Source organism: Clostridium phoceensis (assembly GCF_001244495.1).
In the GTDB taxonomy this organism is placed as follows: domain Bacteria; phylum Bacillota; class Clostridia; order Oscillospirales; family Oscillospiraceae; genus Lawsonibacter; species Lawsonibacter asaccharolyticus.
Genome location: NZ_LN866274.1, coordinates 3,196,157 through 3,221,202, shown reverse-complemented (window position 1 = coordinate 3,221,202; position 25,046 = coordinate 3,196,157). Strand labels below are relative to the sequence as shown.

24 protein-coding genes are annotated in these 25,046 nt (G+C 61.0%); 12 read left to right on the top strand and 12 right to left on the bottom strand.

Annotation, left to right across the window (positions count from 1 at the left end; translation table 11 throughout):
• Positions 1 to 133 precede the first annotated feature (133 nt).
• The 7 genes from BN1969_RS16535 (at position 134) to BN1969_RS16510 (ending at position 6,736) form a co-directional block, all read left to right on the top strand.
• The gene (locus BN1969_RS16535) at positions 134 to 946 is read left to right on the top strand and encodes a hypothetical protein (RefSeq protein WP_050625284.1); all 813 of its coding nucleotides are present in this window, start codon (positions 134 to 136) and stop codon (positions 944 to 946) included.
• A gap of 71 nt (positions 947 to 1,017) precedes the next feature.
• Positions 1,018 to 1,167, top strand: coding sequence for a hypothetical protein (locus BN1969_RS18145; RefSeq protein ID WP_154669740.1), 150 nt, complete (start codon positions 1,018 to 1,020; stop codon positions 1,165 to 1,167).
• Positions 1,168 to 1,257: 90 nt separating this feature from the next.
• Positions 1,258 to 2,454 carry a 3-phosphoshikimate 1-carboxyvinyltransferase gene (locus BN1969_RS16530; RefSeq protein WP_050625283.1) on the top strand — a complete coding sequence of 399 codons (1,197 nt, stop codon included), beginning with the start codon at positions 1,258 to 1,260 and terminating at the stop codon, positions 2,452 to 2,454.
• The gene (locus tag BN1969_RS16525; RefSeq protein ID WP_050625282.1) at positions 2,442 to 3,419 is read left to right on the top strand and encodes a chorismate synthase; all 978 of its coding nucleotides are present in this window, start codon (positions 2,442 to 2,444) and stop codon (positions 3,417 to 3,419) included. The genes BN1969_RS16530 and BN1969_RS16525 overlap by 13 nt, the downstream gene beginning before the upstream one ends.
• Positions 3,420 to 3,447: 28 nt before the next feature.
• On the top strand, positions 3,448 to 4,242 hold the full coding sequence (locus tag BN1969_RS17660) for a shikimate kinase (RefSeq protein WP_050625281.1): 795 nt from the start codon (positions 3,448 to 3,450) through the stop codon (positions 4,240 to 4,242).
• Positions 4,243 to 4,317: 75 nt separating this feature from the next.
• A complete protein-coding gene (gene aroE / locus BN1969_RS16515; RefSeq protein ID WP_050625280.1) occupies positions 4,318 to 5,187 on the top strand; it encodes a shikimate dehydrogenase in 870 nt (289 codons plus the stop codon).
• Positions 5,188 to 5,380: 193 nt separating this feature from the next.
• Positions 5,381 to 6,736, top strand: a complete 1,356-nt coding sequence (locus BN1969_RS16510) for an oxygen-binding di-iron domain-containing protein (RefSeq protein ID WP_050625279.1) — start codon at positions 5,381 to 5,383, stop codon at positions 6,734 to 6,736.
• A gap of 95 nt (positions 6,737 to 6,831) precedes the next feature.
• Here BN1969_RS16510 and BN1969_RS16505 read toward each other — a convergent pair whose 3' ends face one another.
• Both BN1969_RS16505 and BN1969_RS16500 read right to left on the bottom strand, forming a co-directional pair.
• Positions 6,832 to 7,464 carry a DUF3617 domain-containing protein gene (locus BN1969_RS16505; protein WP_050625278.1) on the bottom strand — a complete coding sequence of 211 codons (633 nt, stop codon included), beginning with the start codon at positions 7,462 to 7,464 and terminating at the stop codon, positions 6,832 to 6,834.
• On the bottom strand, positions 7,439 to 7,954 hold the full coding sequence (locus BN1969_RS16500; RefSeq protein WP_050625277.1) for an RNA polymerase sigma factor: 516 nt from the start codon (positions 7,952 to 7,954) through the stop codon (positions 7,439 to 7,441). Before BN1969_RS16500 ends, BN1969_RS16505 begins: the two co-directional genes overlap by 26 nt.
• A gap of 183 nt (positions 7,955 to 8,137) precedes the next feature.
• Between BN1969_RS16500 and BN1969_RS16495 the strand changes: the two genes are divergently transcribed.
• From BN1969_RS16495 to BN1969_RS16485, 3 genes are all read left to right on the top strand, one after another.
• Positions 8,138 to 9,211: a stalk domain-containing protein gene (locus BN1969_RS16495; protein ID WP_050625276.1), complete on the top strand. Its 1,074-nt coding sequence runs from the start codon at positions 8,138 to 8,140 to the stop codon at positions 9,209 to 9,211.
• A gap of 189 nt (positions 9,212 to 9,400) precedes the next feature.
• Complete coding sequence (locus tag BN1969_RS16490; RefSeq protein WP_050625275.1) at positions 9,401 to 10,555, top strand: serine-tRNA(Ala) deacylase AlaX; 1,155 nt, start codon at positions 9,401 to 9,403, stop codon at positions 10,553 to 10,555.
• Between the two features lie 79 nt (positions 10,556 to 10,634).
• A complete protein-coding gene (locus BN1969_RS16485; protein ID WP_050625274.1) occupies positions 10,635 to 11,951 on the top strand; it encodes a putative ABC transporter permease in 1,317 nt (438 codons plus the stop codon).
• Between the two features lie 76 nt (positions 11,952 to 12,027).
• Here the strand turns inward: BN1969_RS16485 and BN1969_RS16480 are convergent, their stop codons facing one another.
• From BN1969_RS16480 to flgN, 8 genes are all read right to left on the bottom strand, one after another.
• Positions 12,028 to 13,128, bottom strand: coding sequence for a tetratricopeptide repeat-containing glycosyltransferase (locus BN1969_RS16480; RefSeq protein WP_050625273.1), 1,101 nt, complete (start codon positions 13,126 to 13,128; stop codon positions 12,028 to 12,030).
• 97 nt (positions 13,129 to 13,225) lie between these two features.
• Positions 13,226 to 13,603 carry a BclA C-terminal domain-containing protein gene (locus BN1969_RS18750; RefSeq protein WP_050625272.1) on the bottom strand — a complete coding sequence of 126 codons (378 nt, stop codon included), beginning with the start codon at positions 13,601 to 13,603 and terminating at the stop codon, positions 13,226 to 13,228.
• 1,230 nt (positions 13,604 to 14,833) lie between these two features.
• Complete coding sequence (locus BN1969_RS19200) at positions 14,834 to 15,067, bottom strand: carbon storage regulator (RefSeq protein WP_050625271.1); 234 nt, start codon at positions 15,065 to 15,067, stop codon at positions 14,834 to 14,836.
• Entirely contained in the window at positions 15,061 to 15,507 is a 447-nt protein-coding gene (fliW, locus tag BN1969_RS16465) for a flagellar assembly protein FliW (RefSeq protein ID WP_050625522.1), read from the bottom strand. Before fliW ends, BN1969_RS19200 begins: the two co-directional genes overlap by 7 nt.
• A gap of 24 nt (positions 15,508 to 15,531) precedes the next feature.
• Positions 15,532 to 16,137 (bottom strand): DUF6470 family protein, encoded by a 606-nt coding sequence (locus BN1969_RS16460; protein ID WP_050625270.1) that lies wholly within the window; start codon positions 16,135 to 16,137, stop codon positions 15,532 to 15,534.
• A gap of 90 nt (positions 16,138 to 16,227) precedes the next feature.
• The gene (locus BN1969_RS16455; protein ID WP_050625269.1) at positions 16,228 to 17,364 is read right to left on the bottom strand and encodes a flagellin N-terminal helical domain-containing protein; all 1,137 of its coding nucleotides are present in this window, start codon (positions 17,362 to 17,364) and stop codon (positions 16,228 to 16,230) included.
• Between the two features lie 35 nt (positions 17,365 to 17,399).
• Positions 17,400 to 19,019 (bottom strand): flagellar hook-associated protein FlgK, encoded by a 1,620-nt coding sequence (gene flgK, locus BN1969_RS16450; RefSeq protein ID WP_050625268.1) that lies wholly within the window; start codon positions 19,017 to 19,019, stop codon positions 17,400 to 17,402.
• A gap of 11 nt (positions 19,020 to 19,030) precedes the next feature.
• Positions 19,031 to 19,489, bottom strand: coding sequence for a flagellar export chaperone FlgN (flgN, locus tag BN1969_RS16445; protein WP_050625267.1), 459 nt, complete (start codon positions 19,487 to 19,489; stop codon positions 19,031 to 19,033).
• A gap of 736 nt (positions 19,490 to 20,225) precedes the next feature.
• Here flgN and BN1969_RS16435 point away from each other — a divergent pair.
• Positions 20,226 to 20,630, top strand: coding sequence for a bacteriohemerythrin (locus tag BN1969_RS16435; protein WP_242850372.1), 405 nt, complete (start codon positions 20,226 to 20,228; stop codon positions 20,628 to 20,630).
• A gap of 287 nt (positions 20,631 to 20,917) precedes the next feature.
• Positions 20,918 to 22,438, top strand: coding sequence for a flagellin N-terminal helical domain-containing protein (locus tag BN1969_RS16430; protein ID WP_050625265.1), 1,521 nt, complete (start codon positions 20,918 to 20,920; stop codon positions 22,436 to 22,438).
• Positions 22,439 to 23,114: 676 nt separating this feature from the next.
• Here the strand turns inward: BN1969_RS16430 and BN1969_RS16415 are convergent.
• Together BN1969_RS16415 and BN1969_RS16410 are read right to left on the bottom strand one after the other, a co-directional pair.
• Positions 23,115 to 24,170, bottom strand: coding sequence for a protein-glutamate methylesterase/protein-glutamine glutaminase (locus tag BN1969_RS16415; protein WP_050625262.1), 1,056 nt, complete (start codon positions 24,168 to 24,170; stop codon positions 23,115 to 23,117).
• A 40-nt stretch (positions 24,171 to 24,210) separates the two neighbouring features.
• Positions 24,211 to 25,035 carry a CheR family methyltransferase gene (locus tag BN1969_RS16410; protein ID WP_305147846.1) on the bottom strand — a complete coding sequence of 275 codons (825 nt, stop codon included), beginning with the start codon at positions 25,033 to 25,035 and terminating at the stop codon, positions 24,211 to 24,213.
• Positions 25,036 to 25,046: the final 11 nt, after the last annotated feature.

Genomic DNA, 25,046 nt, shown 5'->3' with positions numbered 1-25,046 from the left:
CAAAGCCCGCCAGTCCAGTATGATCGGTGCTGCAGGGCGTAGAGAGGGGGCCCGGGAGCCATGCGCACTAAGCAGGACACGATGCCGGGAGGCCTCCGCCAGGAAAGACGGGCTTGTTGCGGGGGTATCTCATATGGTAAAATACAGCCAAACCACAGAGAAGAAGGGATCGGTGGAGATGAAGGGAATCAGAGCGGCGGTCCTGGCACTGGGGGGCGCCTTCCTACTGGCTGGATGCGGTGGGGAGAGCGGCGTTCTGGCGCCCATCCCGGCAGAGGGCTTCTCTCAGGGGGTGTACGACGCACTGGAGGAGAACTGGACGGCCTGGGAGGCGGTGGACGAGTTGGAACGCATGCTGAGCAGCACACTTCCGGGCCACTGCGCCCAGGAGTTTGACAGCTGGGCGCAGTGCGCGGATTTTCTGGGGCCGTCCATCCCGGACCCGGCGGCGGACTGCGGCTGGCTGGAGGAGGCCACCTATGCGGGCATGCCCCTGGAAGCCTCCGACGCCCCGCGGGTGAAGGCCGAGTGGTACGGCACACGGGAGGGCCAGGTGGAGTGGGTCAGCGTCCAGTCGGGCTGGCGGGACGGAGCAGTCCGGGTGATGGTATCCGCGGCCCTGTACGGGACCCGGGCGGAGGACATGCCCTCGGACAAGGGCTGGGGGACAGAGCTGGCGCGGCAGGCCTATCTGGAGGCGGCGGAGGCGGGGACGCCGGTGGTGACCGCAGAGAGCGGGGCGAGCTGGTGCTCCGTCCAGGCGGAGCACGCCCGAGGCAGCGTGCTCTATACCATCCGCGCGGTGGGGGAGTCTGGGACGGAGGAGCAGGTGCGGACGTCTCTGGATCGGGTGCTGGAGACCTGGCTTTCGGCCCCGGAAGGGGAAAAACATCTGAAATATGTTAAATACATACAAAAATTTAGCGATTATAATCTGGAATTATAGATGAAACGGCGATTGCAATTTTCACTTTATCGGGTTAAACTAAGAAAAAATGATTTTCAGTGAGGTGCCACATGAAGCAGCACATCCTCACAACTGCATCTTTCTATTTTACCAACAGCTGGGCTCGATTTATGAGCACCGGCTATTTCGTGCTGGGAAAATACAGAGAGATGGAATGGATGTGCCGGTCCCAGAGTGGGACGGCGGCCCTCTCCGTGTGATCAGATCTGGATGCTGATGCGGGGGACACATCGATTTCATCGGTGTGTCCCCCGTTTTTTTGCAGCACAGCGAGAAAAGGAGCGGAACATATGACAGTGATGATCGAGCCTGGGCTGCTGGCCGGTGCGGTGACGCCGCCTCCCTCCAAGAGCCAGGCCCACCGGCTGCTGATCGCCCGGGCGCTGGCGGGGGAGAACCTGGACGACCCCGCTCACCGGGCGGATTCCCAGGATATCCGGGCCACCCGGGACTGCCTGAAGAGCCTGCGGGAAGGGGAGGGGGAGCTCCCGGTGCTGGAGTGCGGAGAGTCGGGCTCCACACTGCGGTTCCTGATCCCGGTAGCGCTGGCCCTGCGGGGCGGAGGCGTGTTTCGGGGACGGGGGAGGCTGATGGACCGGCCCCAGGAGCCCTACTTCCGGATCTTTGACGGGATGGGGATCACCCACCGCCGGGAGGGGGACTCCCTGACGGTCCGGGGCCGGCTGCGTCCCGGGGAGTATCCCCTGCCGGGGGATGTGTCTTCTCAGTTCGTCACGGGCCTGCTCTTTGCCCTGCCTCTGCTGGAGGGGGAGAGCATCATCCGGCTCACCTCCCCGCTGGAGTCCAGAGGGTATGTGGACATGACCCTCCAGGTGCTGCGGGACCGGGGCATCCGGGTGGAGGAGCTGCCCGAGGGCTTCCGGGTGCCCGGAGGCCAGCAGTACGGCCGCGGTACTCTGGGGGAGGAGGCGGACTACTCCCAGGCCGCCTTCTGGCTGGCCGCCGCCGGGCTGGGGAGCCCGCTGACGGTGGATGGCCTGGACCCGGACTCCACCCAGGGGGACCGGTGTGTTGTACCCTATTTCCAGCAGCTGGCCGGGCCGGGCCGGGTGGAGCTGGACATTGCCCAGTGTCCGGACCTGGCTCCAGCCCTGGCGGTGCGGGCCGCCCTCCGGCCCGGGCAGACGGCCCGGCTGGTCAACGCGGGGCGGCTGCGGCTGAAGGAGTGTGACCGCCTGGCGGCTATCCCGGAGGAGCTGAACAAGCTGGGCGGCCAGCTCACCGAGGGGGCGGATTTTCTGGAGATCCGCGGCGTGGAGCGGCTGCTGGGGGGCGTTGCGGACAGCCACAACGACCACCGCATCGCCATGATGCTGGCGGTGGCCGCCACCCGGGCGGAAGGGACAGTGACCATCCGGGGCGCGGAGAGCGTGGCCAAGTCCTACCCCGACTTCTGGGAGGTCTATGAGAGCCTGGGCGGGCGCGTCCTGCGGCAGAGAGAGGAGCGAGAAGCATGCGATATGTGATCTTTGGAGAGTCCCACGGCCCCGCCATCGGTGTGGTGCTGGAGGGGGTGCCTGCGGGGCTGGAGCTGGACCTGGAGCGGGTATCCGACGAGATGGCCCGCCGGGCCCCGGGGGGAAGTCCCCTGTCCACCGCCCGGAAGGAGGAGGATGTGCCGGAGATCCTCTCCGGCCTGTTTGAGGGCAGGACCACGGGCACCCCGCTGTGCGCGGTGATCGCAAATACCGACACCCGTTCCAGGGACTACGCGAAGCTGAAGGACCTGCCCCGCCCAGGACACGGGGACTACGCCGGCTATGTGCGTTATCAGGGGTGCAACGACTACCGGGGCGGAGGCCATTTCTCCGGCCGGCTCACTGCGCCGCTGGTCTTTGCAGGGGCGGTGGCCAAGCAGCTGCTGGAGCAGAAGGGAGTCCAGGTGGCCGCCCGCATCTCCAACGTGGCGGGCATCCCGGACCCCACGCCGGAGCAGTATGAGCAGGCGGTGCTGGAGGCCAGGAGCCAGCTGGACTCGGTAGGCGGGTGCATCCGCTGTGCCGTCACCGGTCTGCCCGCCGGCCTGGGGGCGCCGGACTACGGGGAGAACGTGGAGGGCATCTTCTCCCAGTACCTCTTCGCGGTGCCCGCGGTGAAGGCGGTGGGCTTCGGAGACGGAGTGGGCTTTGCCTCTCTGCGGGGGAGCCAGGCCAACGACAGCTTTTATATGGATGGAGACACAGTGAAGACCCGGACCAACCACTCCGGCGGGGTGAACGGGGGCATCACCAACGGGATGCCGGTGGAGTTCGAGGTATGCATCCGGCCCACCCCCTCCATCGCCCAGCCTCAGCAGACGGTGGATCTGGTCCAGCGAAAAGACGCGGAGCTGACCATCACCGGCCGGCACGACCCCTGCATCCTGCATCGGGCGCTGCCCGTGATCGAGGCCGCCGCCGCCCTGGCTGCCTGCCAGCTGATGGACCTATGACCGATTTGGACAGAGAGAGGGACGCGATATGAGCGATTTGGAACAGTACAGACAGGAGATCGACGAGCTGGACGAACAGCTGGTCCGGCTCTTCCTCCGGCGGATGGAGGTCACTGGCAAGGTAGGGGAGTACAAGCTGGCCCACGGGATGCAGGTGCTGGACCGGGAGCGGGAGCGCCGGGTGCTGGCCAAGCGGGCCAGCCTGGCGGTGGACATCCGGCAGGAGGAGGACGTAAAGGAGCTATTCCAGACCATCATGGCCATCAGCCGCCGCCGGCAGCAGGAGCTGATCGACCGCAGCGGCACTGGCACGGTCCGAAAGACCAATGTGGTGCTCATCGGCATGCCGGGCAGCGGGAAGTCCTGCGTGGGGGCGGCCCTGGCGGAGCGGCTGGGGATGCCCCTGGTGGAGACGGACGCCATGGTGGTGGAAAAGACGGGGCGCTCCATCCCGGACATTTTTGCCCAGGACGGGGAGGCCGCCTTCCGCCGGGAGGAGACCGCCGCCGCCCGCCGGGCCGCGGCCATGGAGGGGACGGTCATCTCCACCGGCGGCGGGATCATCCTCCGGCCGGAGAATATGGAGATCCTCAGCGCCACCGGCACCGTCTATTTCCTGGACCGGGACCCCAGGGACATCGCCAACACGGAGCTGGACGGCCGGCCCCTGCTCAGCGGGGGGCGGGACCGGGTATTCCTGTTGTATGATCAGCGCATCAACCTGTACCGCAAATATGCCCGGTACACCGTCCCCAGCACCACGGTGGATGAGACGGTGGACTCCGTCCTGGCCCTGGTGCGGCGGGGCCAGGACGTGCGCTGACCGAGAAGGAGCGCCGCCGTGTCCCGCCGCCCGGAGAGGGGCGGGAGACCGGCGTGGGAAAGTGAGGCTGACATCATGATGGAAAAAACGGAGCAGGGCCTGGGCAGGCTGTGCGTCATCGGTGACCCGGTGGAGCACTCCAAATCGCCCCTGATCCAGAACGCGATGATCGCGAAGCTGGGCATCCCTTATCACTACACCAAGCGCCTGGTCCACCAGGGGGATACCCAGGAGTGGCTGGATACCGCCCGCCGGGAGGGCTTCGCGGGCTTTAACGCTACCATGCCCCACAAGGTGGCCCTGGTCCCACTGATGGATGAGCTGGGGGAGGATGCCCGGCTGTACGGCGCGGTCAACACCGTGTGCATCCGGGGAAAGCGGTGCATCGGCCACAACACCGACGGGATGGGTTTCTACCAGGCTCTCACCGACCTGGGGGTGGAGGTGCCGGGCCGCCGCATCACCCTGCTGGGCGCGGGGGGTGCGGCCAAGGCTGTGGCCCTGAAGCTGGTGCAGCAGGGGGCGGGCCCCATCACCGTGTGCAACCGGACCCCCCAGAAGGCGGAGGCCCTGTGCAATCTGGCAAAGGGCCGGATGGGGCACATCGGTTTCGCCCTTGAGGACCTGCGCCGGGGCGCCAGGGACTGCGACATCCTCATCAACTGCACCAGTCTGGGCATGACAGGGACGAACAGCCAGTTCCGGGACCTGAGCTTCCTGGACGAACTGCCCGGGCACGCGGCGGTGTTCGACCTCATTTACAGCCCGGCCGAGACCGAGCTGCTACGGCAGGCCCGGCTGCGGGGGCTGAAAGCGGCCAACGGCCTGGGGATGCTGATCTATCAGGCGGTCTTCGCCCTGGAGTATTTCGCCGGCGTAAGGATCAACGCCAAGGAGATGGAACAGCACGTGATCGAGGCCTGCGGCCTGGGCGGAGAGGCATAAAAACGGTCCCCGCGGAAAAGAAACCCCTTTTCCGCGGGGACCGTTCTCTTTGGGGCGTCGGTCCTTCCAGCCAGTTACGGGAACACAGACAAAATAAAACGAGAAAATCATAATGAGGCCGGTTGCGCCGGGATAACCTATGTGGTAGGATAAAAGAGCAGAAGGATTTTCCATACGAAAGAAGGTTTATGATATGCATTGTGTGCGGAACGTGACAGAGGATCTGATCTGGATCGGCGGCAACGACCGGCAGAGCCCCCGCTTTGAAAGTGACCACCCGGTCCCCAGGGGGATGTCCTACAACTCCTACCTGCTGCTGGATGAGAAGACGGTGCTCTTCGACACGGTGGACCGGGCGGTCCAGCACCAGTTCTTCGAGAACCTGGAGCACGCCCTCCAGGGCCGGAGGCTGGACTATGTATTCGTCCACCACATGGAGCCCGACCACGCCGCTACCCTGGGCGACCTGCTGGTCCGCTACCCCGGGACTACCATCGTCTGTAATGGGAAGTCGATGAACCTGCTCCGCCAGTTCCACTGGAGCGCCCCCAAGGGGGCCATGCTGGTGAAGGAGGGGGACACCCTGTGCACGGGGCGGCACACCTTCACCTTTTACTCCGCCCCCATGGTCCACTGGCCGGAGGTAATGGTGAGCTACGATGCTGCGGACCACATCCTTTTCTCCGCCGATGCTTTCGGCACCTTCGGCGCCCTCAACGGCGTGCTGTTTGCCGATGAGGTGGATTTTGACCGGGACTGGCTGGACGAGGCCCGCCGCTACTACACCAACATCGTGGGCAAGTACGGCCCTCAGGTGCTGGCCCTGCTGAAAAAGGTGGAGGGGCTGGACGTCCGGATGGTCTGCCCCCTGCACGGTCCGATCTGGCGCAGGGACCTGGGCTATCTGATGGACAAATATAAAAAGTGGGCCTCCTACCAGCCGGAAGTGCGGGGAGTGCTTATTGCCTGCGCTTCCATCTACGGGGGGACGGAGACGGCGGCCGGTATCCTGGCCTGCCGCCTGGCGGAGCGGGGCATCCCGGTGGAGCTGTATGACGTGTCGGTGACCCACTGCTCCTACGTGCTGTCTGACGCCTTTAAGTACAGCCATATCGTCTTTGCCTCCGCCACCTATAACAACGGCATCTTCACCCCCATGGAGGAGTTGCTGCGGGACATCGCCCATCACGCCCTCCAGGATCGGACGGTGGCTCTGATCCAGAACGGCTCCTGGGCTCCAGCCAGCGGAAAGCTGATGGCCCAGATACTGGGGGAGATGAAGAACATGGAGCTGCTGGAGCAGACCGTGACGTTGAAGTCCGCCCTGGCTCCAGGGCAGGACCAGGAGCTGGAGGCGCTGGCCGATGCCCTGGCCACCTCCGTGAGGGGGGAGCAGGAAGCGCCGGAGCAGGCGGTGGCGGACGCCCCCAAGGCCAAGGGCTTTATCTGCAAGATCTGCGGCTTCATCTACGAGTCGGACACCCTGCCGGAGGACTTCCGGTGCCCCATCTGCGGCCGTCCGGCCTCTGATTTTGAGCCGGTCACCTGAGAGAATGAGCGGGTCCCCCGGGCGGCATCGCCGCGCCGGGGGACCCGCTGCTCCTCTGGGGATACCCCCAGGGAAACGCCGCTGGCGTTCAGAGCTCAGCCGGCCGGGGTGACCGAGGCGGCGGTGAGCCCCGACTCCTTGGGCTCCGCCGAGACCACACCGGAGACCTCGTCTCCCGTGTCCACCGTGACGGTGGAGGAATCCGCTCCCCCGCCGGTATAGGTGTAGACCGGTCCCTCCTCGCCCTCGCCGTGGACCGAGCAGGTGAGGGTCCAGTCCTGCACACTGCCAGTGACGGTCAGGTCCAGTACGGTGCCCTCACTCTGCTGCTGAAAGGTGTAGTGCCCATCCTGGGCCAGGGCGTCTGTGATGTCCGTCTCCTCCCCGTCCAGAAGGAGGATCGCCCGGCCGTCCCGGTCCTCCAGGCTGACCTCAGGCATGTGGTAGATGGTGAGGTCCACCCCCTCCTCTGTGGTGATGTCCTGGCGGAACACGCCCACCTGAACGGCGGTGGAGATGTGGTACAGGAACTCCTGGACCGGTTCGGTGTTGACAGCGCCCACGGAGATGCCCAGCAGGGCCAGGGCGGCGGCCACCGCGGCCACGGGGCGCAGGGAGTGCGGGATATGTCTGCGGTCATTCTCTTTCATCTTGATGATCTCCTCCAGCTTGTCGGGATCGGCCCGCAGGGCCGAAATGGTGTCAAGGTACGATCTGCGGTCGAACATGCTCAGGTCCCTCCCCTTCCTCTTCCTCAGAAAGTGTGCGGCGCAGGCGGGCCCGGGCCCGCTGCAGCCAGGTCTGAACGGTGGATGGCTTTGCGCGGAGGGCGGCTGCCGTCTCGCTGACGGAGCAGCCCTCATAGTAGTAGAGATAGATGGTCAGGCGGTATTTGGCGTCCAAAGCCATCACGGCCTGAAACAGCTCGGACTGAGCCGGGTCCTGGAACACGGGGGCATCCCGCCACTCATCCAGGGGGACGGCGTGCCTGCGCCAGAAGGAGCGCAGCAGCTTCCGGCTTTCGTTGACGGCCACCCGGAGCAGCCAGTGCTTCATGTGCTCCTCGCTCTCAAAGGGCTGCCGGTGCTCCAGCAGCCGGAGCAGGGTGGTCTGCATCACATCCTCGGCGTCGGCCCGGTTTTTCAGGGCGTGATAGGCCACGCGGTAGACTGTGTCTCCATAGGTCCGAACGGCCGAGGTAAAGGACTCGTCTGTCAGGGGAGCTCACCTCCTTTGCGGGATCTTGAAAAGCTTTTCACCAGGAATATCCCCGGACACGGAAAAATATCTCATAGGGAACAAAAAAATTTCTCCAGAGGGGGAACTTTTTTACCCTTTGACCGTCTATCTCAGTGCAAGGAAAAATTTCCGAGCGTTTGAAAGAAAAAGGAGTGTTATGATATGAAACGAACCTTCTCTGCTCTCGTGATAAGCGGCGCCCTGCTCTGCACCCTTGCGGTCCCCGGTATGGCAGCGGAAGCCGAAGGTCAGCCTGGAGATTCCGCCGCCGCCTCTGCACCTCAGGCCCAGACTCTCCCGGCCAGCGTGCTGTACTTTGGACAAGTGACCCAGGTCGTTCGGGATGAAGCGGGCACAGTCACCCGCCTGGTCCTCTCCTCTGAGCGCTACGGTGAGTATATCATGAATATTTCTTCTGATACAGTATGGATCGACAGCGGGAACCGCACTGCATCAGATCCCGCGGACCTGAAGGAGGGGGAGAGCGTCTATGTGTTCCACAGCCCCATTTCCACCCGCTCCCTTCCGCCCCAGTCCGCAGCCTATGCGGTGGTCCGGAATATCCCTCAGGATATCTCCTGCGCCCAGTACCATGTGGTGGAGGAGATCACAGAGGGGGAGGACGGCGGCCTGATCGTCACGACAGACAACGGCGGACTGCTGATCTATCTGGACGGTGATACCCAGACTGTCCGTTATGCGGGCGGCTCTGCCGCACTGGAGGACCTGAAGGCAGGAGACCGGATCATGGCCTGGTATCAGGCGGTGGCCCTGTCCTATCCCGGACAGACCCACGCTGACGGCCTGATGCTCCTGCCCAGTGAGAAGGAGGAACCGTCCTCCGTTCTCCCGGAGAACGGCACGGCGCTGGACCTGGTGCTGGAGGGAGATATGGTCCTGCCCGTTACCGGCCTCGTTGAAAACGGCACCGCCATGGTCCCCGTGGCCGCTGTGGCCCAGGCGCTTGGCTATCAGGTGATCTACACCCCCGGCGAAGATGGAGAGGGTGACAGGATCGCCGTGGAGAGCGATCAGTTCTCTGTCCAGATGACGGTGGGAGAGGACCAGATCATTGGCGTGACGAAGATCAAGGGGGCAGTGGGGATGACCGCCCCTGCGGACTATGGGATGGCCCCCTACATTGCCGCCCCCGGCACCACCTGGGCTCCTGCCCGGCTCTTTGAGATGTTGGGCCGCACAGTCACCCTGGAGGGCGATGCCCTGTCCATCCGGTGAGCCGGGGCCCCCTGAAAAAGGAGCTCTGGAATATCGAGAACGCTCAGCCGGCACTGTCTTTTGGACAGTGCCGGCTGTCGTGGATTTAGAAGGCGATACCGCCCAGATCAGCCGTCTCTCTTTTTTTGCATTTTCCTACGGAATGTGGTATGCTGTTTCTGCCATTTCGATCCGAGAGGAGTTTTTCATATGGAAAAGCTGTACCAGCAGGACCCCTTCCTGACACGCTTCACTGCCCAGGTGGTGTCCTGTGCTGCTGACAAGGGTGGGTGGTCTGTGGTGCTGGACCGCACGGCCTTCTATCCTGAAGGGGGAGGGCAGCCCTGGGACACCGGTACGCTGAACGGCATCCCAGTCACCCAGGTCCAGGAGCAGGATGGAGCGGTGGTCCACACCTGCGCCGCCCGCCTGGAGCCGGGGACTCAGGTGGAGGGGGCTGTAGACTGGGCGCGGCGCTTCGACCTGATGCAGCAGCACTCCGGGGAGCATATCGTCTCCGGCCTGATCCACAGTACCTACGGCTATGACAACGTGGGCTTCCATCTGGGCAGCGACCTGGTGACCATCGATTTCAACGGGCCGCTGGAGGAGGAAGACCTGCGGGACATCGAGCTGCGGGCCAACCAGTACATCTGGGAGGACCGCCCCGTATCGGTCACCTACCCCACGACGAAGGAGCTGGCTGCGCTGGACTATCGGAGCAAAAAGGCGATCTCTGGGCAGGTCCGCATTGTCTCCTTCCCTGGGGCGGACACCTGCGCCTGCTGCGGGACCCATGTGGCATCCGCCGGGCAGGTGGGGCTGGTCAAGCTTCTCTCCGTACAGAAGTTCCGGGAGGGCGTGCGGGTGGAGCTGCTCTGCGGCGGCCGGGCCCTGAGCTATCTGGATCGGGTGCTGGGCCAGAACCGGCGGATCTCCAATCTGCTTTCCGCCAAGCCCTTTGAGACGGCCGGCGGGGTGGAGCGCCTGCTGGGGGAGAATCAGGACCTGAAGACCCGCCTCGCCCGTATGGAGGAGGCACGGTTTGCCCAGCTGGCCGATGGTCTGGCTGGGGCGGGGGATGTGATCCTTTTCGAGGAGGGGCTGTCCCCCGACGGACTGCGCCGCCTGTGTGACGCAGTCCTCCAAGTCTGCGGAGGCCGCTGTGCCTGCTTTTCCGGGGGCGATGGGGAGGGGTATAAATACGCCATCGGCCTGCGGGGCGGAGATCTGCGCTCCTTTGTGAGGGAACTGAATCAGGCCCTGGACGGCCGGGGCGGAGGCAGGCCGGACTTTGTTCAGGGTTCGGTCCGGGCCGGGAGGACTGCCATAGAGGAGTTCCTGTCCGCCGAAAAACAGAGATAAACAAATGGTGTACGCCTCCCGGCACAGAGGTCGGGAAAAACGGCATACTGCCTTTCGACCATCTTGATAAGGAGATCCTATGGATTATACTGTCTATCAGCTGCTCTGGCTCTTCCTGTTCTATTCCTTCCTGGGCTGGCTGGCCGAAACCGTTCTAGCCGCGCTGAAACGCCGCCGCCTCCTCAACCGCGGCTTCCTCAGCGCCCCCTTCTCTCCCACCTATGGCCTGGGGGCGCTGCTTTTTGCCATTTTTCTGCCTGAACTGCGGGGAGACCCATTTTTCCTCTTCCTTTTGGGCATGATCCTCGCCACATTTCTGGAGTTTGTTACCGGTGTATTCCTGGAGCGCATCTTTCATCAGAAATGGTGGGACTATTCCGGCCAGCGATTTCAGTTTGAAGGACATATCTGCCTGAAATACTCTGTTATCTGGGGCTTGTCCGCTCTGCTGGCCATCTTTGTTCTGAATCCCATCTTCCTTACATTGGTGGGCCTGATCCCCAGGACGGCGGGAGAGATCGCACTGCTGGTGGTGTATATTCTGCTGGGAGTGGACTTTGTTGGCTCCTGGGCCGCTGTGCTCCAGCTCCACGGCGCCCTGAGCGAGCCTACCCATATCTCCCGCTTCCTGAGCCGGCTTACCCATACCCTAGATACCACCGTGACCCGACACATCCAGAGACGTATGGAAAGGGCATACCCCAGCCTGGAGCGGGAACGGCTGAGCGGAAAGCAGGCTCCAAAGGTCAAGCCGGAGCGGTTTGCCCAGGGATGCGGCTTTTACAAGTTGGCCGCGCTGTTCTTCATCGGTTCTTTCCTGGGGGATATCACCGAAACTATTTGGTGCTGGGCAGTGTTGGGGAAGCTGATGAGCCGCAGCAGTGTGCTCTACGGCCCCTTCTCCATTGTCTGGGGGCTGGGCTGTGTCCTGCTCACTGCGCTGCTCTACAAATACAAGGACCGCAGCGACCGATATATTTTCCTGGCCGGCACAGTGCTGGGGGGCGCATACGAGTACAGCTGCTCCGTCTTTACTGAGTTGGTGTTCGGTACCGTCTTCTGGGATTACAGCCATATTCCCTTCAACCTTGGGGGACGGATCAATCTGCTGTTTTGCTTTTTCTGGGGAATTGCGGCCGTGGTATGGCTGAAGGGCCTCTATCCCAGACTCTCAGCGTGGATCGAGCGGATCCCCATCCGCTGGGGAAAGGCGGGCACCTGGGTGCTTATCGTCTTTATGGTGTGCAACATCATCATATCTGCCCTGGCACTGGACCGATACACCCAGCGCAGCGCCGGGGACGCCCCCCAGACTACTCTGGGGCTCTTCCTGGACCGCCATTACCCCGACCAGCGGATTGAGCGGGTCTACCCCAACGCCAAGATCGTGGACTGAGAGGACGGCCGCCTGCCCCCTGAGAGGGAGAATGTCCCAGGATAACAGCGCCCGGAAGCGGGCTGAGGTCCGCCCCTTAGGGGGCGGACCTCTCCGTCTCTCCAAGCAACTGTTCCAGCACCGCTACATTGCCCCGCAGCCGCGGGTCCGATGGAGCACAGGCGAGGGCAGCCCTGGCCTCATCCAGCGCCAAGGCCCTCCGCCCAGTCTGAAAAAGGGCCTGACAGCGAAGGTCGTGGGGCAAGCTGCCCCAGGAGTCCGCCTCACAGATATAGGTTTTTGGGCGGATAGTGATGGACAGGGCACAGCCGGTAAAGTAGAGCACTCCATCCCATTCCTCCATGTCATACAGCATCCTGGCTAGATCCATATACGGCTCCCGCAGATGGGGGGCCTCTGCAATGGCACGGAGATACCAGTCCCGTGCTCGGGCCCGGTCTCCCTTTCGGAGCCAGGACAGGGCGATATACCGCATGGAGGCCGCCCGCTCATCTTTCCAGGTGGCGGTGGGCATGGACAGGTGGTGCTCCAGGGTGCGGATGCAGTCGTCCCAGCGGCCCCGGTACATGTACTCCCGGCCCAAATAGTGGGTGTTCCGGTCATCCTCCGGCTCCTCCTCCACGGACAGCTCCAGCAGAGGCAAGTACTGTCCCCGGGACTTTGTGGGGTCGGGGTGGTGGTCCAGCTGCATCCCCTCTACCGTCACGGTGGGGCCGGGGACCCCCTCGCCCACCCATTTAAGGACCTCGTGGACCGGGTGTATCCACTGATAGCCGTACCTGGCATGGGCCTTTTCATACCAGAAGACCACCCCCTCGCTGCCGTCAGGGTTGAAACTCCAAGTATAGCGGTAGGTCGCCTGTCCGGCCCCCGGCTGCCAGGCCCGCTCCAGCGCAGCCCGCCATCCGGGGTGAAACACCTCATCCAGATCGGTGCACACACAGATGTCTGTGTCCTCCGATACTAGGTCCAGAGAGCGGTTGCGGGCCACATCGAACCGCCAAGGAGAGATGAGCTCTACCGTGACCTGAGCGCCCCGCTTCTTAAGGCGTTCCACTGTGTCATCCGTAGAACCAGTATCCAGCACCACCACCTGATCTGCTTCGGACATGGAATCCATCCACCGGTCCACAAACTGGGATTCGTTTTTACAGATCGCATAGACCGCGATCCTCATGACTGTCACTCCTCCTTCTGAGAGGCGGGGTGGACGGCACATCGTACCATCCACCCCGCTTTATGCCTCAAGGCGCTGCCCGGGCAGTATCTTTTGATCAGTTCAGCTTTTGAATCACGATGGCGGCCTCAGTCAGGGTCACATTGTTTTCGGTAGAGGCCAGTGTAATGGTAGCCGTTCCGGTCACATTTACCAGCACCGTGGCCGCCAGGTTGGCGACATTGGAGGTGGTGGCAATGGTGGCTTGGCTCTCGCTGCCGGGGACGGGAGTCGAGTTGTTCTCCAGCTCCACACCTACAGTCCCGGTGCTGGTGGTGTTGGACGCCACCGCAGAGTAGGAGATCAGGTAAATCCCTGACTCACCCAGCGTAAAGGTGGGGGTGCTGGCGGTATGGGTAATGGCAGACCCTTCTTCCACCTGGTTGGTGTCAAAGGAGGCGTCATCGCCGGTGGAAGCCAGTGTCTGAGTCCCCACATTGGTGGCATACAGTGCATTCAGCGGGGGAGGAGAGCCGGCAGGTCCGGTAGCGCCCGTTGCGCCGGCAGGGCCGGTGGGACCGGTGGGGCCCTCAGCGCCGGCGGCACCCGCCGCTCCAGTTGCACCGGCAGGCCCAGTAGGTCCAGTAGGACCGGTTGGCCCGGCAGGGCCGGCAGGTCCGGTGGCACCCGTTGCGCCAGCGGGTCCGGCAGGACCAGCAGGCCCGGTGGGGCCCTCGGCACCCGTCGCACCCGTCGCGCCTGTCGCACCAGCAGGGCCGGCAGGTCCGGTAGGACCGGTGGCACCTGTCGCGCCTGTGGCACCTGTCGCGCCTGTGGCGCCGGCAGGGCCTGTGGCTCCGGTGGGGCCGGTCACGGTGACCAGATCAAAGTCCGCCGAGGAGCCCGGCGTCCCGGTAGCGCCGCTGCGGTTGGTGCGGTAGAGGGCACCGTTGTAGTAGACCAGTGTGCCCAGGTCATACGGTACCCCGGGAACGAACTGCGTGACATCATTCAGCCCTTCACCGGCAGGGCCGGTGGGACCTGTGGGGCCGATGGGACCGGCAGGACCGGCCGGTCCAGTGGGACCCGTGGCTCCGGTAGCGCCCGTTGCGCCCGTGGCACCCGTAGCCCCGGTGGCTCCCGTGGGCCCGGTAGGTCCAATGGGGCCGGCCGCGCCGTTGGGGGAACCTGATATAATTGGGATAATCAGTAGGGACCCTTGTGCTGCCGCGGTTTCACTGGTCTAGTCCCATTTTTCACAAAAAATGCGGCCGCTTTTGCCGAGATAACAAAATAAAGGACCAGGTCATTTGACCTGGTCCTTCATTTTGTGACACTGCCCTATTTGTTGGCGCGCTGCAGGAAGCGGGTGGCCTGGACAGGCTGACCCGGCAGGGCAATTCCATTAGCTTATGAACTTCCATTTCCAGAAGCCTTACAGAACACCATGGTGTCTCTGACGGGAAAGATCATTCAGGAAGAACTGTTGCCTCAGCCGGAAAAATGTATCCTTGACTATCAGTAGGGATTTGGAGCCCTCAGACAAGAAAATGTTTCGATAGGAACGAAACCTGTGAACATGGACTTTGAAGAGTATCGATTGCAGGGATACATCACCCAGATCTCCACCCTCTGCGGCAGCAAACGTATTCCAGATCTTAACATGGTGCTCATCAACAAGAACATGCACAGGTCCGGGATGGAGCACAGTGCGCAAGAGCTGGGATCAGGGATGAAGCAGAGATTTTTCCAGATCCTCCACCAATTTGACGCAATCCACATTGGCCGAGTCAAGGTTGACAGAGGCCGCCTGTTGGAGCTCGCTGCGCAGGATCAGCACGTCTTTTGGGGCATTGATGCCCAGCATGACGGTGCCGCTGGCGTCGACCGAGAGGATGGTCACACTGATCTGATCGCCTATGACAAGCGATTCTCCGCCCTTTCGACGCAAAATCAGCATACAGACCCCGCCTCCTCAGATCGAAACTCAGAAAGCCGGTGGCGCATATGATAAGTTCCGGTATCCAAAATGACCTGGACCGCTTTTTTCTCCTCAGCATGGATCACAATGGGACATTTCAAATTCACGGTACTCTCGCCTACAGGCTCCCGGACGACACACAGGACATAATAGCACAGGTCCTGGCTGGAGGAGACCCCCATAAGGTAGAGTTCCTCATCTGACAGAACAGGAGCATAATTTGGATCCAGAGAAAAAGGATTCATGGCTACAAAAGCAAGTGAAGGGGTGCCAACGCTCTGAAAGCAGAGAAGATTGCCTCCGCCCCCATGAAAGGGGAGAAGCAGAAACTGCTTCTCCTCTTCAAATCCAAAGATCCCATTCGGAAACGAGAGCACCTCGGTGGGATCATAGTCGATTTGGCCAAAATATTTTGTCATGAGATGCAAGATCGATCCCTCCTGTTATGCCTGCATATCAATGGGCTCATAATTTGGATCAGAGGAGGGGGGGACGTACAGCGGACCGCCCACATATTTGATGATGACATCTGGGCGCTGAGTCATGGTAAATTCAATATCCCCGGGTACAAAGGTGAAATTCATCTGATTCATGCGCCAGTTGAAGTTCAGTTTGTCCATCTCATAGCGGATGCTCAGCTCACCTCCCTCCCAGGAGAGGTCAGGGGCGGCGCTGGGGAGAAAATCGATGTTTACATTCAAAGGTCCTTCCGCAGTCTGCTGCCGGGCAAGCTGAGGAATGATATCCTGATCGATTTTGGCTTCCATCATCATACGCCCCTCCCGGGCCAATACAGAGGTGGCCTGATAAGCACCCTGTACTCCGTTTTGCGCCTGCTGCTGGATCAGCTGGGCTGTGGTGGGAGTAACGGAGCTGCGAGCCTCAAAGGTGTCAATATTGACCCGGATGGGATGGCTGCGGATATTGAGCCCGCCCTGTTCACGGGAGATCTCCATCTGAGCCGTTCCTCGGGCATATTCCAGGTGAGCGTCAGTGACCTTCATCTGGATCTCGATTGGAACTGTGGTGATTTCGATCAACGGATACATCGATGTTCACACTCCTTTTTAATCAGATCCGCAGCTGGGATTTCGATCTCACGGGCGGGCGGGTCTCCTTCCGGCCCGGCCCTAGAGCCGTTACCGCAGATAATCCATCAAAGACTGGGGAATGACATTAGCGCCTACCTGAAGAGCGGCGTTATAGCAGGTCTGGGCATAGGAGAGCTGCAGGATCGCGTCTACCCGGTCGATGTCCTCAATGGCGACCAGCTCATTGTTCAGCGAGTCAAAGGTGCTTTTCAGGCGGGTCTGATTGGTCTCCAGATAGTCGGCCTGGGAGCTGAGCTCCACGTGCTCCTGAATAAGGCCGTTGTGGGCTTTTTCAAATTTGCTTACCAGACGGCTGGCATCGTCATAGTTGCCGGCGGGGCCCCATGTCCCCTCTGTATTGGCCGCGTCATTGTGCTGATAGCCGCCGAACACATCAGAGATGCGCAGCATGATGGAAACGATGTTTTTGGGATCTCCATCTTCATCCAGCCCAAAGCCGAGGATATCCATCCCGGACAGAGCGGAATCAAAGGCGGTGGAGGGGATCACGGCTCCATTTCTGTCCAGCTGGAAGCCGAGTCCCACATCCACATACAGAGTTTCTCCGGCCATGTCCGTCAGCTTGTCGTGGACGTCTGAGTTTGTCAACGGCACTCCATTTTCCAGAACTTCTTTTCCGTTCAGGTCCAGATAGACGTCATCGTTGTCCGGAACATCCACCCTCCAGCCCCGGAAGGTAAGCACATCCACGGGGGGATTCTGGCTCTGATCCTCCTGAATGGCGAAGGGAGCCTCTCCTGTTTCGGAGCCGTTAAAAATAAAGTCGTTCTCATACTTGCCATTGAGCACTTGAACAATGGCGTCCGCGCCCGAGCGGATGACCTGGGCGTAGGAGTTGAGCGAGCTGAGATGGCTGTTGTCCAGGCCGCCCAGTGCGGGAGCCTGCGCCAGGTCGTGGGTGAGCTCGTTGGTCACCTCATCCAAAATGGAGTAAGCGGTGCCAAATTTATTCAGGACAGTTTCGTTGTTGGCAGCTTGGGCATTGACGGCGTTCAGCGCACTGTGAAGCTTAAAGGCGCGGGTGGCCCCGGCGGGATTGGAGGCGTAGGAGTCAAAATTCCGCCCCGTCATGAGCTTTTCCATGGCGCTGTACAGCTGATTGGAACTCTGCATCAGATTGGACTGATACATATGGAGCGTGCTGTTGGTGGTCACGCGGATCATAGTTGATTCACCTCATTATGAAAAAATGCCGAAGGTCAGACCACAGTGCCGTTGATGAGGGAGTCCAAAGCCTCCTCCAGCACGGTCATCAGCCGGCAGGCGGCGGTATAAGCCTTTTGATAGGTCATCAGGCTGGTGGCTTCATCGTTTAGATCCACCCCCATGACGCCCTCGCGGTCTGTATAGACCTCGCTGGCCGTTGCGGAGTAGTTGGTCAGCAGGGCGGTGGTGGTCATCTGGTCCTCGGCCAGAACGGACTGCACATGGAGCAGCATGTCCTCGAAGGTGCCGTGATAAGCCTCTCCCACTGCATCTCCCCCGGCGACGTGGTCGGGATCGAATTTTATCTTCTGGTCAAAGAGGGCCAGGAACTTGGAGAGATTGGAGGTATCACCACTGGGGGCATCCGGTTTGGTGGAGGCCTGGAGGGAGACCTTATCCTCTGCCCAGGCCTGGGAGATGGAGATGTTCGCTGCGGTGATGGCGCTGGCGTCGTTGGTGGCGCTGCCCATGCTGAACAGATTTCCACCCGCGAGCAGATTTCCCTTATCATCGTAAATATGATTCAGCTCGTTCATAGCGGCGGCAAATTCATGGGCCAGGGAATCCAAAGCCTTCTGATAGTAGGGGATGCCCCGCTTTACAGCGGCATTCGGGTCATTGGTGGTGCCGTCTATCGTGTATTCGCCGGCTTCGGTCAGCATTTCACGGGTGGACTGGAGCGCGCCGTACAGGTCGTTATCATCCAAGATCTTCGGATCGGTGGCGTTGGGCTCCTGCTTCTCCCCGTTTTTGTCCCGCAGGGCGTACAGGCTGACCGGACAGCCGTCCTTGGCGCTGCCAGCCAGGAGTTTGGCAGAAAATCCCCCATCCACCAGCTTGTCCTTGCCGCCGGTGCCCAGCGTAACGGTCATTTTTTCCACCATCAGGCCGGCGCCCACGTCCTCCATCTCATATTTTACGTCGATATCCATGTACTGACTCAGCTGATCCAGCAGGAGATTGCGCTGGTCCCGCAGCTCCAGGGCGGCATCTCCCCGGATGTCCGCATCCCGGATGGATATATTCAGGTCCCGCAGGCTGGTCAGGATGTTATTGACGGTGTCTACCTGGTCCTTGAGCTGAGTCTCCCAGGTCTCCGTCATGTCCGCAAGCTTATCTGCGGCATCGTTGAACAGGGAGCAGAGGGCCTTGGCCGAGGCGCGGATCAGTCCCTCCTGGGTGGAGTCAAGACCGCTGGTGATGGCCTTGTTGATCAGATCGCGCAGGTCGTTGAGCTGGTTGAGGAGAACGCCGTCATCCTGCTCACCGTCCCCCTTGCCCACCTCATCCAGGATGGAGGCCAGCTTTTCCAGACCGGCCAGCTTGGCGTCGGCGGCGCCCACGTCAGCCGAAGCATTGCGGTAGGCGATATCCAGCCCGGGGTCCCGGAGCTGGGAGACCCCGGTGGTCAAAACGCCCTGCCCCACCCGGGTCTTATAGGGGGAATAATACCGGTCCGAGGCGGAGGTGATCAGGCTGACCTGATCCAGCCGCTGGCGGGTATATCCCGCTGTATTGATGTTGGTGATATTGTTTCCAGTCACGTCCAGCCCCTTTTGGGCGGCATAGATGCCGAGACGGACTGTATTGAAGGAACCAAATGTACTGCTCATGATCGGCCTCCTCAGACTCTGAGATCGGTGTGTGTGTCGGAGCCGGTGCGGCTGGCGGTGGAGGGACCTTCTTCCTCCAGCCCTCTGCGCTGCAACTCCTCTTCGATCAGCCGGAGCCGGCTCTCCATCAAAATGCGGGAGGGCTCCTGGGCGCTGCTCAGGATGCGGTATTGGTTGATAAGCCGCTCTGACATGCGCCTGGCGGCCTCCCGGTGCTCTGGAGGACAGCGGCTGGGAAGCTCCCGGAGGGAGACATCCTCCAGCCCCAGTGCGGCGAGGAGCCGCGCGCGCTTTTGCTCAAAGCCCTTCAGGGTCATGGAAAAGGCCTGCTCCCGCTTCATGCAGTCGTTCAGCGCATCCAGATCCCGGGCGCTGACAGCGGCTGACTTCTTCTGTTCAACGTCAACGAGCTGCTGGAGCGTGTGCTCCAGCTCCTCCAGAAAATTCAGATATTCAGAAAAATCCACCATATGTCAGTCCTTTCCCTGCAGCAGCATGCGGGCGGCGATCTGACCGGGGTCCACGGANGTCCACGGAAGAGAGGCCGTCCGGGACCGGGGGTCGGAGCGCCTCTCTCGCGGGACGGGGGGGGCGGGTCCGGATCTGTTGAGAGACCTGCGGGGTCAGGGGGCGCACCCGCCCCTGCATGCCGGCGGGCTGCCCTGAAAACTGGATCTGATCGAAGCTCTGCCGGAAGCCCCCGGAGACCTTTTGGGTGCGGGAGGAAGAATACCGGCCGACCTCTCCCAAGGGAGAGAATCCGCCGCGATCGATACGGAATTCCATGGAAATGTCTCCTTTCGCGGATGCTCAACAAATATGGAGCGGGACCCTGGTCCGGGGACTTGGGGGAGCGGACAGCCGGGAAGATAGGAGGGGGGATAAGAGACGGCTGCGGATATCCTTCCAAAGTCCCGGACCAGTACACTGTAAATATCGTCCGGAAAATCTAAAAGTTAAGCGGCGGGGGCAAGTTTTCTTGGAGAGCATGCCCGTTTGCAGGCAGTGAAGAAAAATTTTTGTCAGGGGCAAGGGGTTATTTTTTAAAATATTTGAACGATATAGAAATAGGGGAGACCTATAAAAAATAAGCCGCGGTTTTTGGGATGCTCCCTCTCTGGCGGATGGGCGGAGCATGAAAGGAAAACCTTCCCCAGGCGCCAAAACAAGATCCGACCGATCATAATTTTGAGGGGAGATAGAGCTATGGCAATGAAATATGAGCTGACCAGTGATCTGATGACAGGAAACAGTCTGATCGATGCGGAGCACAAGCAGCTGTTCGACGCCATCAATGACCTGATGGATGCCTGTGCCCAGGGGGTGGGGCGGGAGAAGATCATGTCCACCACCCAGTTTCTGAACAGCTATGTCAATAAGCATTTCGGCGACGAGGAGAAGCTGCAGGTCCAGAGCAAGTATCCCGGCTATGCGGCCCACAAGCAGTTTCATGACGGCTATAAGCGCCAGCTTTCCCAGACGACTCAGGCGCTGATCGCAGAGGGCCCCACCGTCAAGGCGCTGGGCGACCTGAACCGGATCGTGGGGGTGCTGGTGTCCCACATCCGGATCGAGGACAAGAAGCTGGCCCGCCATGTGAAGGGCGCCTGAGACGGACACGGCGCCCCCGGAGGCGGCGGAATAAAACTGTGAGACTGCCCGGGAAAGCGGCGGAGCCGCTTTCCCGGGCAGTCTCAGGGGAGCGGAAAATTTTCCTGCTCCCCTTATTTTTTTCAAAACCTGGACGATGAGACTCACAGAGGAGGCAGAGAGATCCGGAGTCTCCCGCCTGCTCGTCAGCAGGATCTTTTGGCCGCCGTGAAGGCCTGCGGAGGCTGGGAGATCAGAGCAGGGCAAGAAGGAACTTGCCCGCAAAACATCAAGGAGGAATAAAAATCATGCGTATTCAGCACAACATCATGGCGATGAACGCCTACCGCAACTACACCAACAACACCAGCGCCCTGTCCAAGAACCTGGAGAAGCTGTCTTCCGGCTATAAGATCAACCGGGCCGGCGACGACGCCGCGGGTCTGGCCATCTCCGAGAAGATGCGTGCCCAGATCACCGGCCTGGACAAGGCCCAGGACAACGCCAAGGACGGTATCTCCCTGGTGCAGACCGCCGAGGGCGCCCTCACCGAGGTCCACGACATGCTCAACCGCATGTACGAGCTGGCCGAGCAGTCCGCCAACGGCACCTATGAGAATGAGACTGACCGTGCCCAGCTCCAGAAGGAGGTCACCCAGCTCAAGGACGAGATCAACCGCATTGCTGACTCCGCCAACTTCAACGGCATCAAGCTGCTGGATGGTTCTATGGCGGCTAAGGCTGGCGTAGAAACTGTTAAAACAAGCATTGCAGGTACATCCGCTAATGTTACCGCTGGAAATGGCGCTACCTTTAAGCAGGACATCACAGTGCAGGCCGGCACAGCAAACAAGGATGTTTCCTTGACGCTGAAGTATCTGGACAAAGAGGGAAATCTGAAAGAGACCACAGTAAGTGCCACCCTCGGTATGGATGCCGCTGCGAAGGACGTGGGTGCAGCTTTGGCTGCCGAGCTGCAGAAGGTTTTCGGAAATGACTATACGGTGGAAGCGGATGGCGGAAGCGGAAAAATTACCATCACAAATGCCAATGGGAATGAGGCGGACCAGACCCAGATCATTTCCGCTGTTCAGAAAAATGATGGTACCGCAACAACCGCTCCTACAATTGGCGCGGTGACTGCGGGTAAGGACGATGTCTTTACGGTTGCAGGCGCCAGCATTACCGATGTTACCAAAGAAAACTTCCTGGAGATTGATGGCCAGAAGTACCAGATTCTTACCCGCGGCCAGACAGCGGAAAGCGGCGCTAAAGCGCTGTATATCGACAAGAGCAGCGGAGCGTTGGATGCGGACGCAGTTGCCCAGATCGTGGAGCAGCTCAAGGATTACGGCGTGAACGCCTCTGTCAATGCGAATACTAAGACGAGCATCGACATTGCCAAGGCAACTGATGGCTCCAAGGCTTCCGGCGGGCTGACCCTGCAGATTGGAGACACCAGCGATAGCTGGAACCAGCTGAGTGTTTCCATTGACGACTGCCATACTGCAGCTATCGGCATTGATGGAATTGATATTTCCAATCAGAAAGGTGCCGCCGCTGCGCTGGACACCATCAAGGACGCCATCAACTACGTGTCCAACGTCCGCGGCACCCTGGGCGCCACCCAGAACCGTCTGGACCACACCATCAACAACCTGTCCGTCATGCAGGAGAACATCCAGGATGCCGAGTCCACCATCCGGGACACCGACGTGGCCGACGAGATGATGGCCTATACCAAGAACAACATCCTGATCCAGTCCGCCCAGGCCATGCTGGCCCAGGCGAACCAGGTGCCCCAGGGTGTGCTGCAGCTGCTGCAGTAATCCCAGGAAAGTTCATACGCAAAAGAGAACGGCCAGTGGCCGTTCTCTTTTTTGCCGGGGGAGGAGCAGGGGCTTTCCCCGCCCTGGGGGAGGGGCCCCCGCGCGAGCCCAGCGGAGCGGGTCGCGTGGGGAGAGGAGGCGCGACGAAGAGAGGGAGCTTTGCCGCAGGCGGCAAAGCGAGCGGTTCGAAGTCCGTGCCGACGAAGGGCGTGCTGCAGCTGCTTCAGTAATCCCAGGAAAGTTCATACGCAAAAGAGAACGGCCAGTGGCCGTTCTCTTTTTTGCCGGGGGAGGAGCAGGGGCTTTCCCCGCCCTGGGGGAGGGGCCCCCGCGCGAGCCCAGCGGAGCGGGTCGCGTGGGGAGAGGAGGCGCGACGGAGAGAGGGAGCTTTGCCGCAGGCGGCAAAGTGAGCGGTTCGAAGTCCGTGCCGACGAAGGGCGTGCTGCAGCTGCTTCAGTAATCCCAGGAAAGTTCATACGCAAAAGAGAACGGCCGGTGGCCGTTCTCTTTTTTTGCCTGTTAAAAAAGCCGCGCAGAATTTTGTGCCATCATGGGCGAAAGCGTCCAGATCCGTTTTCTCTGGCCGCGTGTGCGTGGAAGAAAACACGCCCCGCCCCGCGAGTGCGGGGCCTTTTCACGGCCAGCAGACAAATGATGCGCGCGGCAGGCTGAGAAATCATTTGTCCCCTTTGAGGTGGGCCATCAGAACACCGGCAATGTTCTCGCAGGAGGCCTGGACAGCCACCGCACCGATATCATAGGCGACCATGGGCATTCCGTAGACCACGCAGGAGTCCTTGTCCTGACCAATGGTATAGGCGCCGGCCCGGCGCATTTGGAGCAGGCCGTCAGCGCCATCCCGTCCCATGCCGGTCATGATGATGCCCACCATAGGGCACTTCACAGCCGAGGCCATGGAGGAGAACAGGGCGTCCACGGAGGGGCGGTGGCCGCTGACCTTTTCTCCGGGCAGGCAGGACAGGGTGTAGCGGCTTCCCATACGGACTACCCGCGCCTGGAGGTCGGCGGGGGCGATCAGGGCCAGGCCGCGGCGGATCTCGTCTCCGTTCACCGCCTCCCGGACTTCCATCCGGCACAGCCGGTTGAGCCGCTCCGCATACATCTTGGTAAAACCCACCGGCATGTGCTGGACGATCACCATGCCGGGGATATCGGCAGGGAGGCGCTTCAGGACTTCCAGGGTGGCTTCTGTGCCCCCTGTGGAAGCGCCCAGGCCGATGATGGTGCGATCCAGATCCGAACGCCCCCCGACGCCAGCGGGAGAGACGGAGGACAGAGAGGGGGCGGCGGGAGAGACAGCGGCGCGGCGGCGGACCTTGGCGCAGGAGGCGACCACGATCTTTTGGGCGAGGGAGTCCAGAAAGGACTGCTTGCTCTCTGTGCCGTCCGGCTTCCGGACAAAATCCACTGCCCCGGCGGCCAGGGCGTCAAAGACCTTGAGGTTCAGAGACGAGACCAGGATCACCGGAAGAGGGGTGACAGGGAGCAGCTCCTTGAGAAAATCGATCCCATTGGTGCCTGGCATCTCCACGTCCAGGGTCATCACATCGGGCGCAAGACTGGAGATCTTTCCCCTGGCGTCCAAAGCGTTGACCGCATAGCCAACGACTTCGATATTAGGATAGGAAGAAAGCCCGCGAGTAAGAAAGGTGCGGGCGACAGCGGAGTCGTCCACAACGAGAACGCGAACTTTGCGGTTGATCGAGAGCATGGTAACGTCCTTTCCGGCTTGCCTGAATAAAAAGCCATTGTCACTTTTTGCGGTAGACTGCAGGGGCAACTGTCTGAAACAGGGGATTCTGGTTCAGGGATTCGGAGTGGCTGATGAACAGATAGGCCCCTGGGTTCATGGCATCGTAAAAGCGCCGGACAAGGGCATCTCGGGTGGGCTGATCAAAATAGATCATGACATTGCGGCAGAAAATGACATCGAATTTGAGACGGAAGCGGATCGGCTCCATCAGATTGAAGGAACGGAATATCACGTTGTCCCGGATGGGCTGGGAGACACGGTAGAGCCCCCCTGTCCCCTCCCGCTGGAAATATCGCTTGAGCCAGGCGTCGGGCATGTCAGCGGGTGGCTGGTAGACGCCGGCCATGGCCTTGGACAAGGCCTGCTGAGAGATGTCAGTGGCCAGCACCCGGGTATCCCACTGGGAGGCCCGGGTGCCAAAAAATTCCTTGAGACAGATGGAAAGCGTGTAGGGCTCTTCTCCGCTGGAGCAGCCAGCGCTCCAGATGGAGAGCACCTGGTCCCGCTGATGCTTTGCGGAGAGCTCGGGGAGGATCTTATCCTGAAAATAGGCGAAGTGATCCTGTTCACGGAGAAAAAACGTGTAATTGGTGGTGAGCTTGTTCAGCACCAGCTCCAGGTCCGCAGGATCACGGGTGGAAAACAGATGCTCCAGAAAGGTGCGGAAATCCTTATAGCCCAGCTCCCTCAAAGAATGGGAGAGACGGCTGCTGATCAGCTGGCGCTTTTTGCTCAGGTCGATGCCGTAATTCTGCTGGATGAACTGGACCAGTCTGTGGAAGTCGGCGTCCGATATGGTAAAGTCATGGGAAAATATATCCAAGATAACACCTT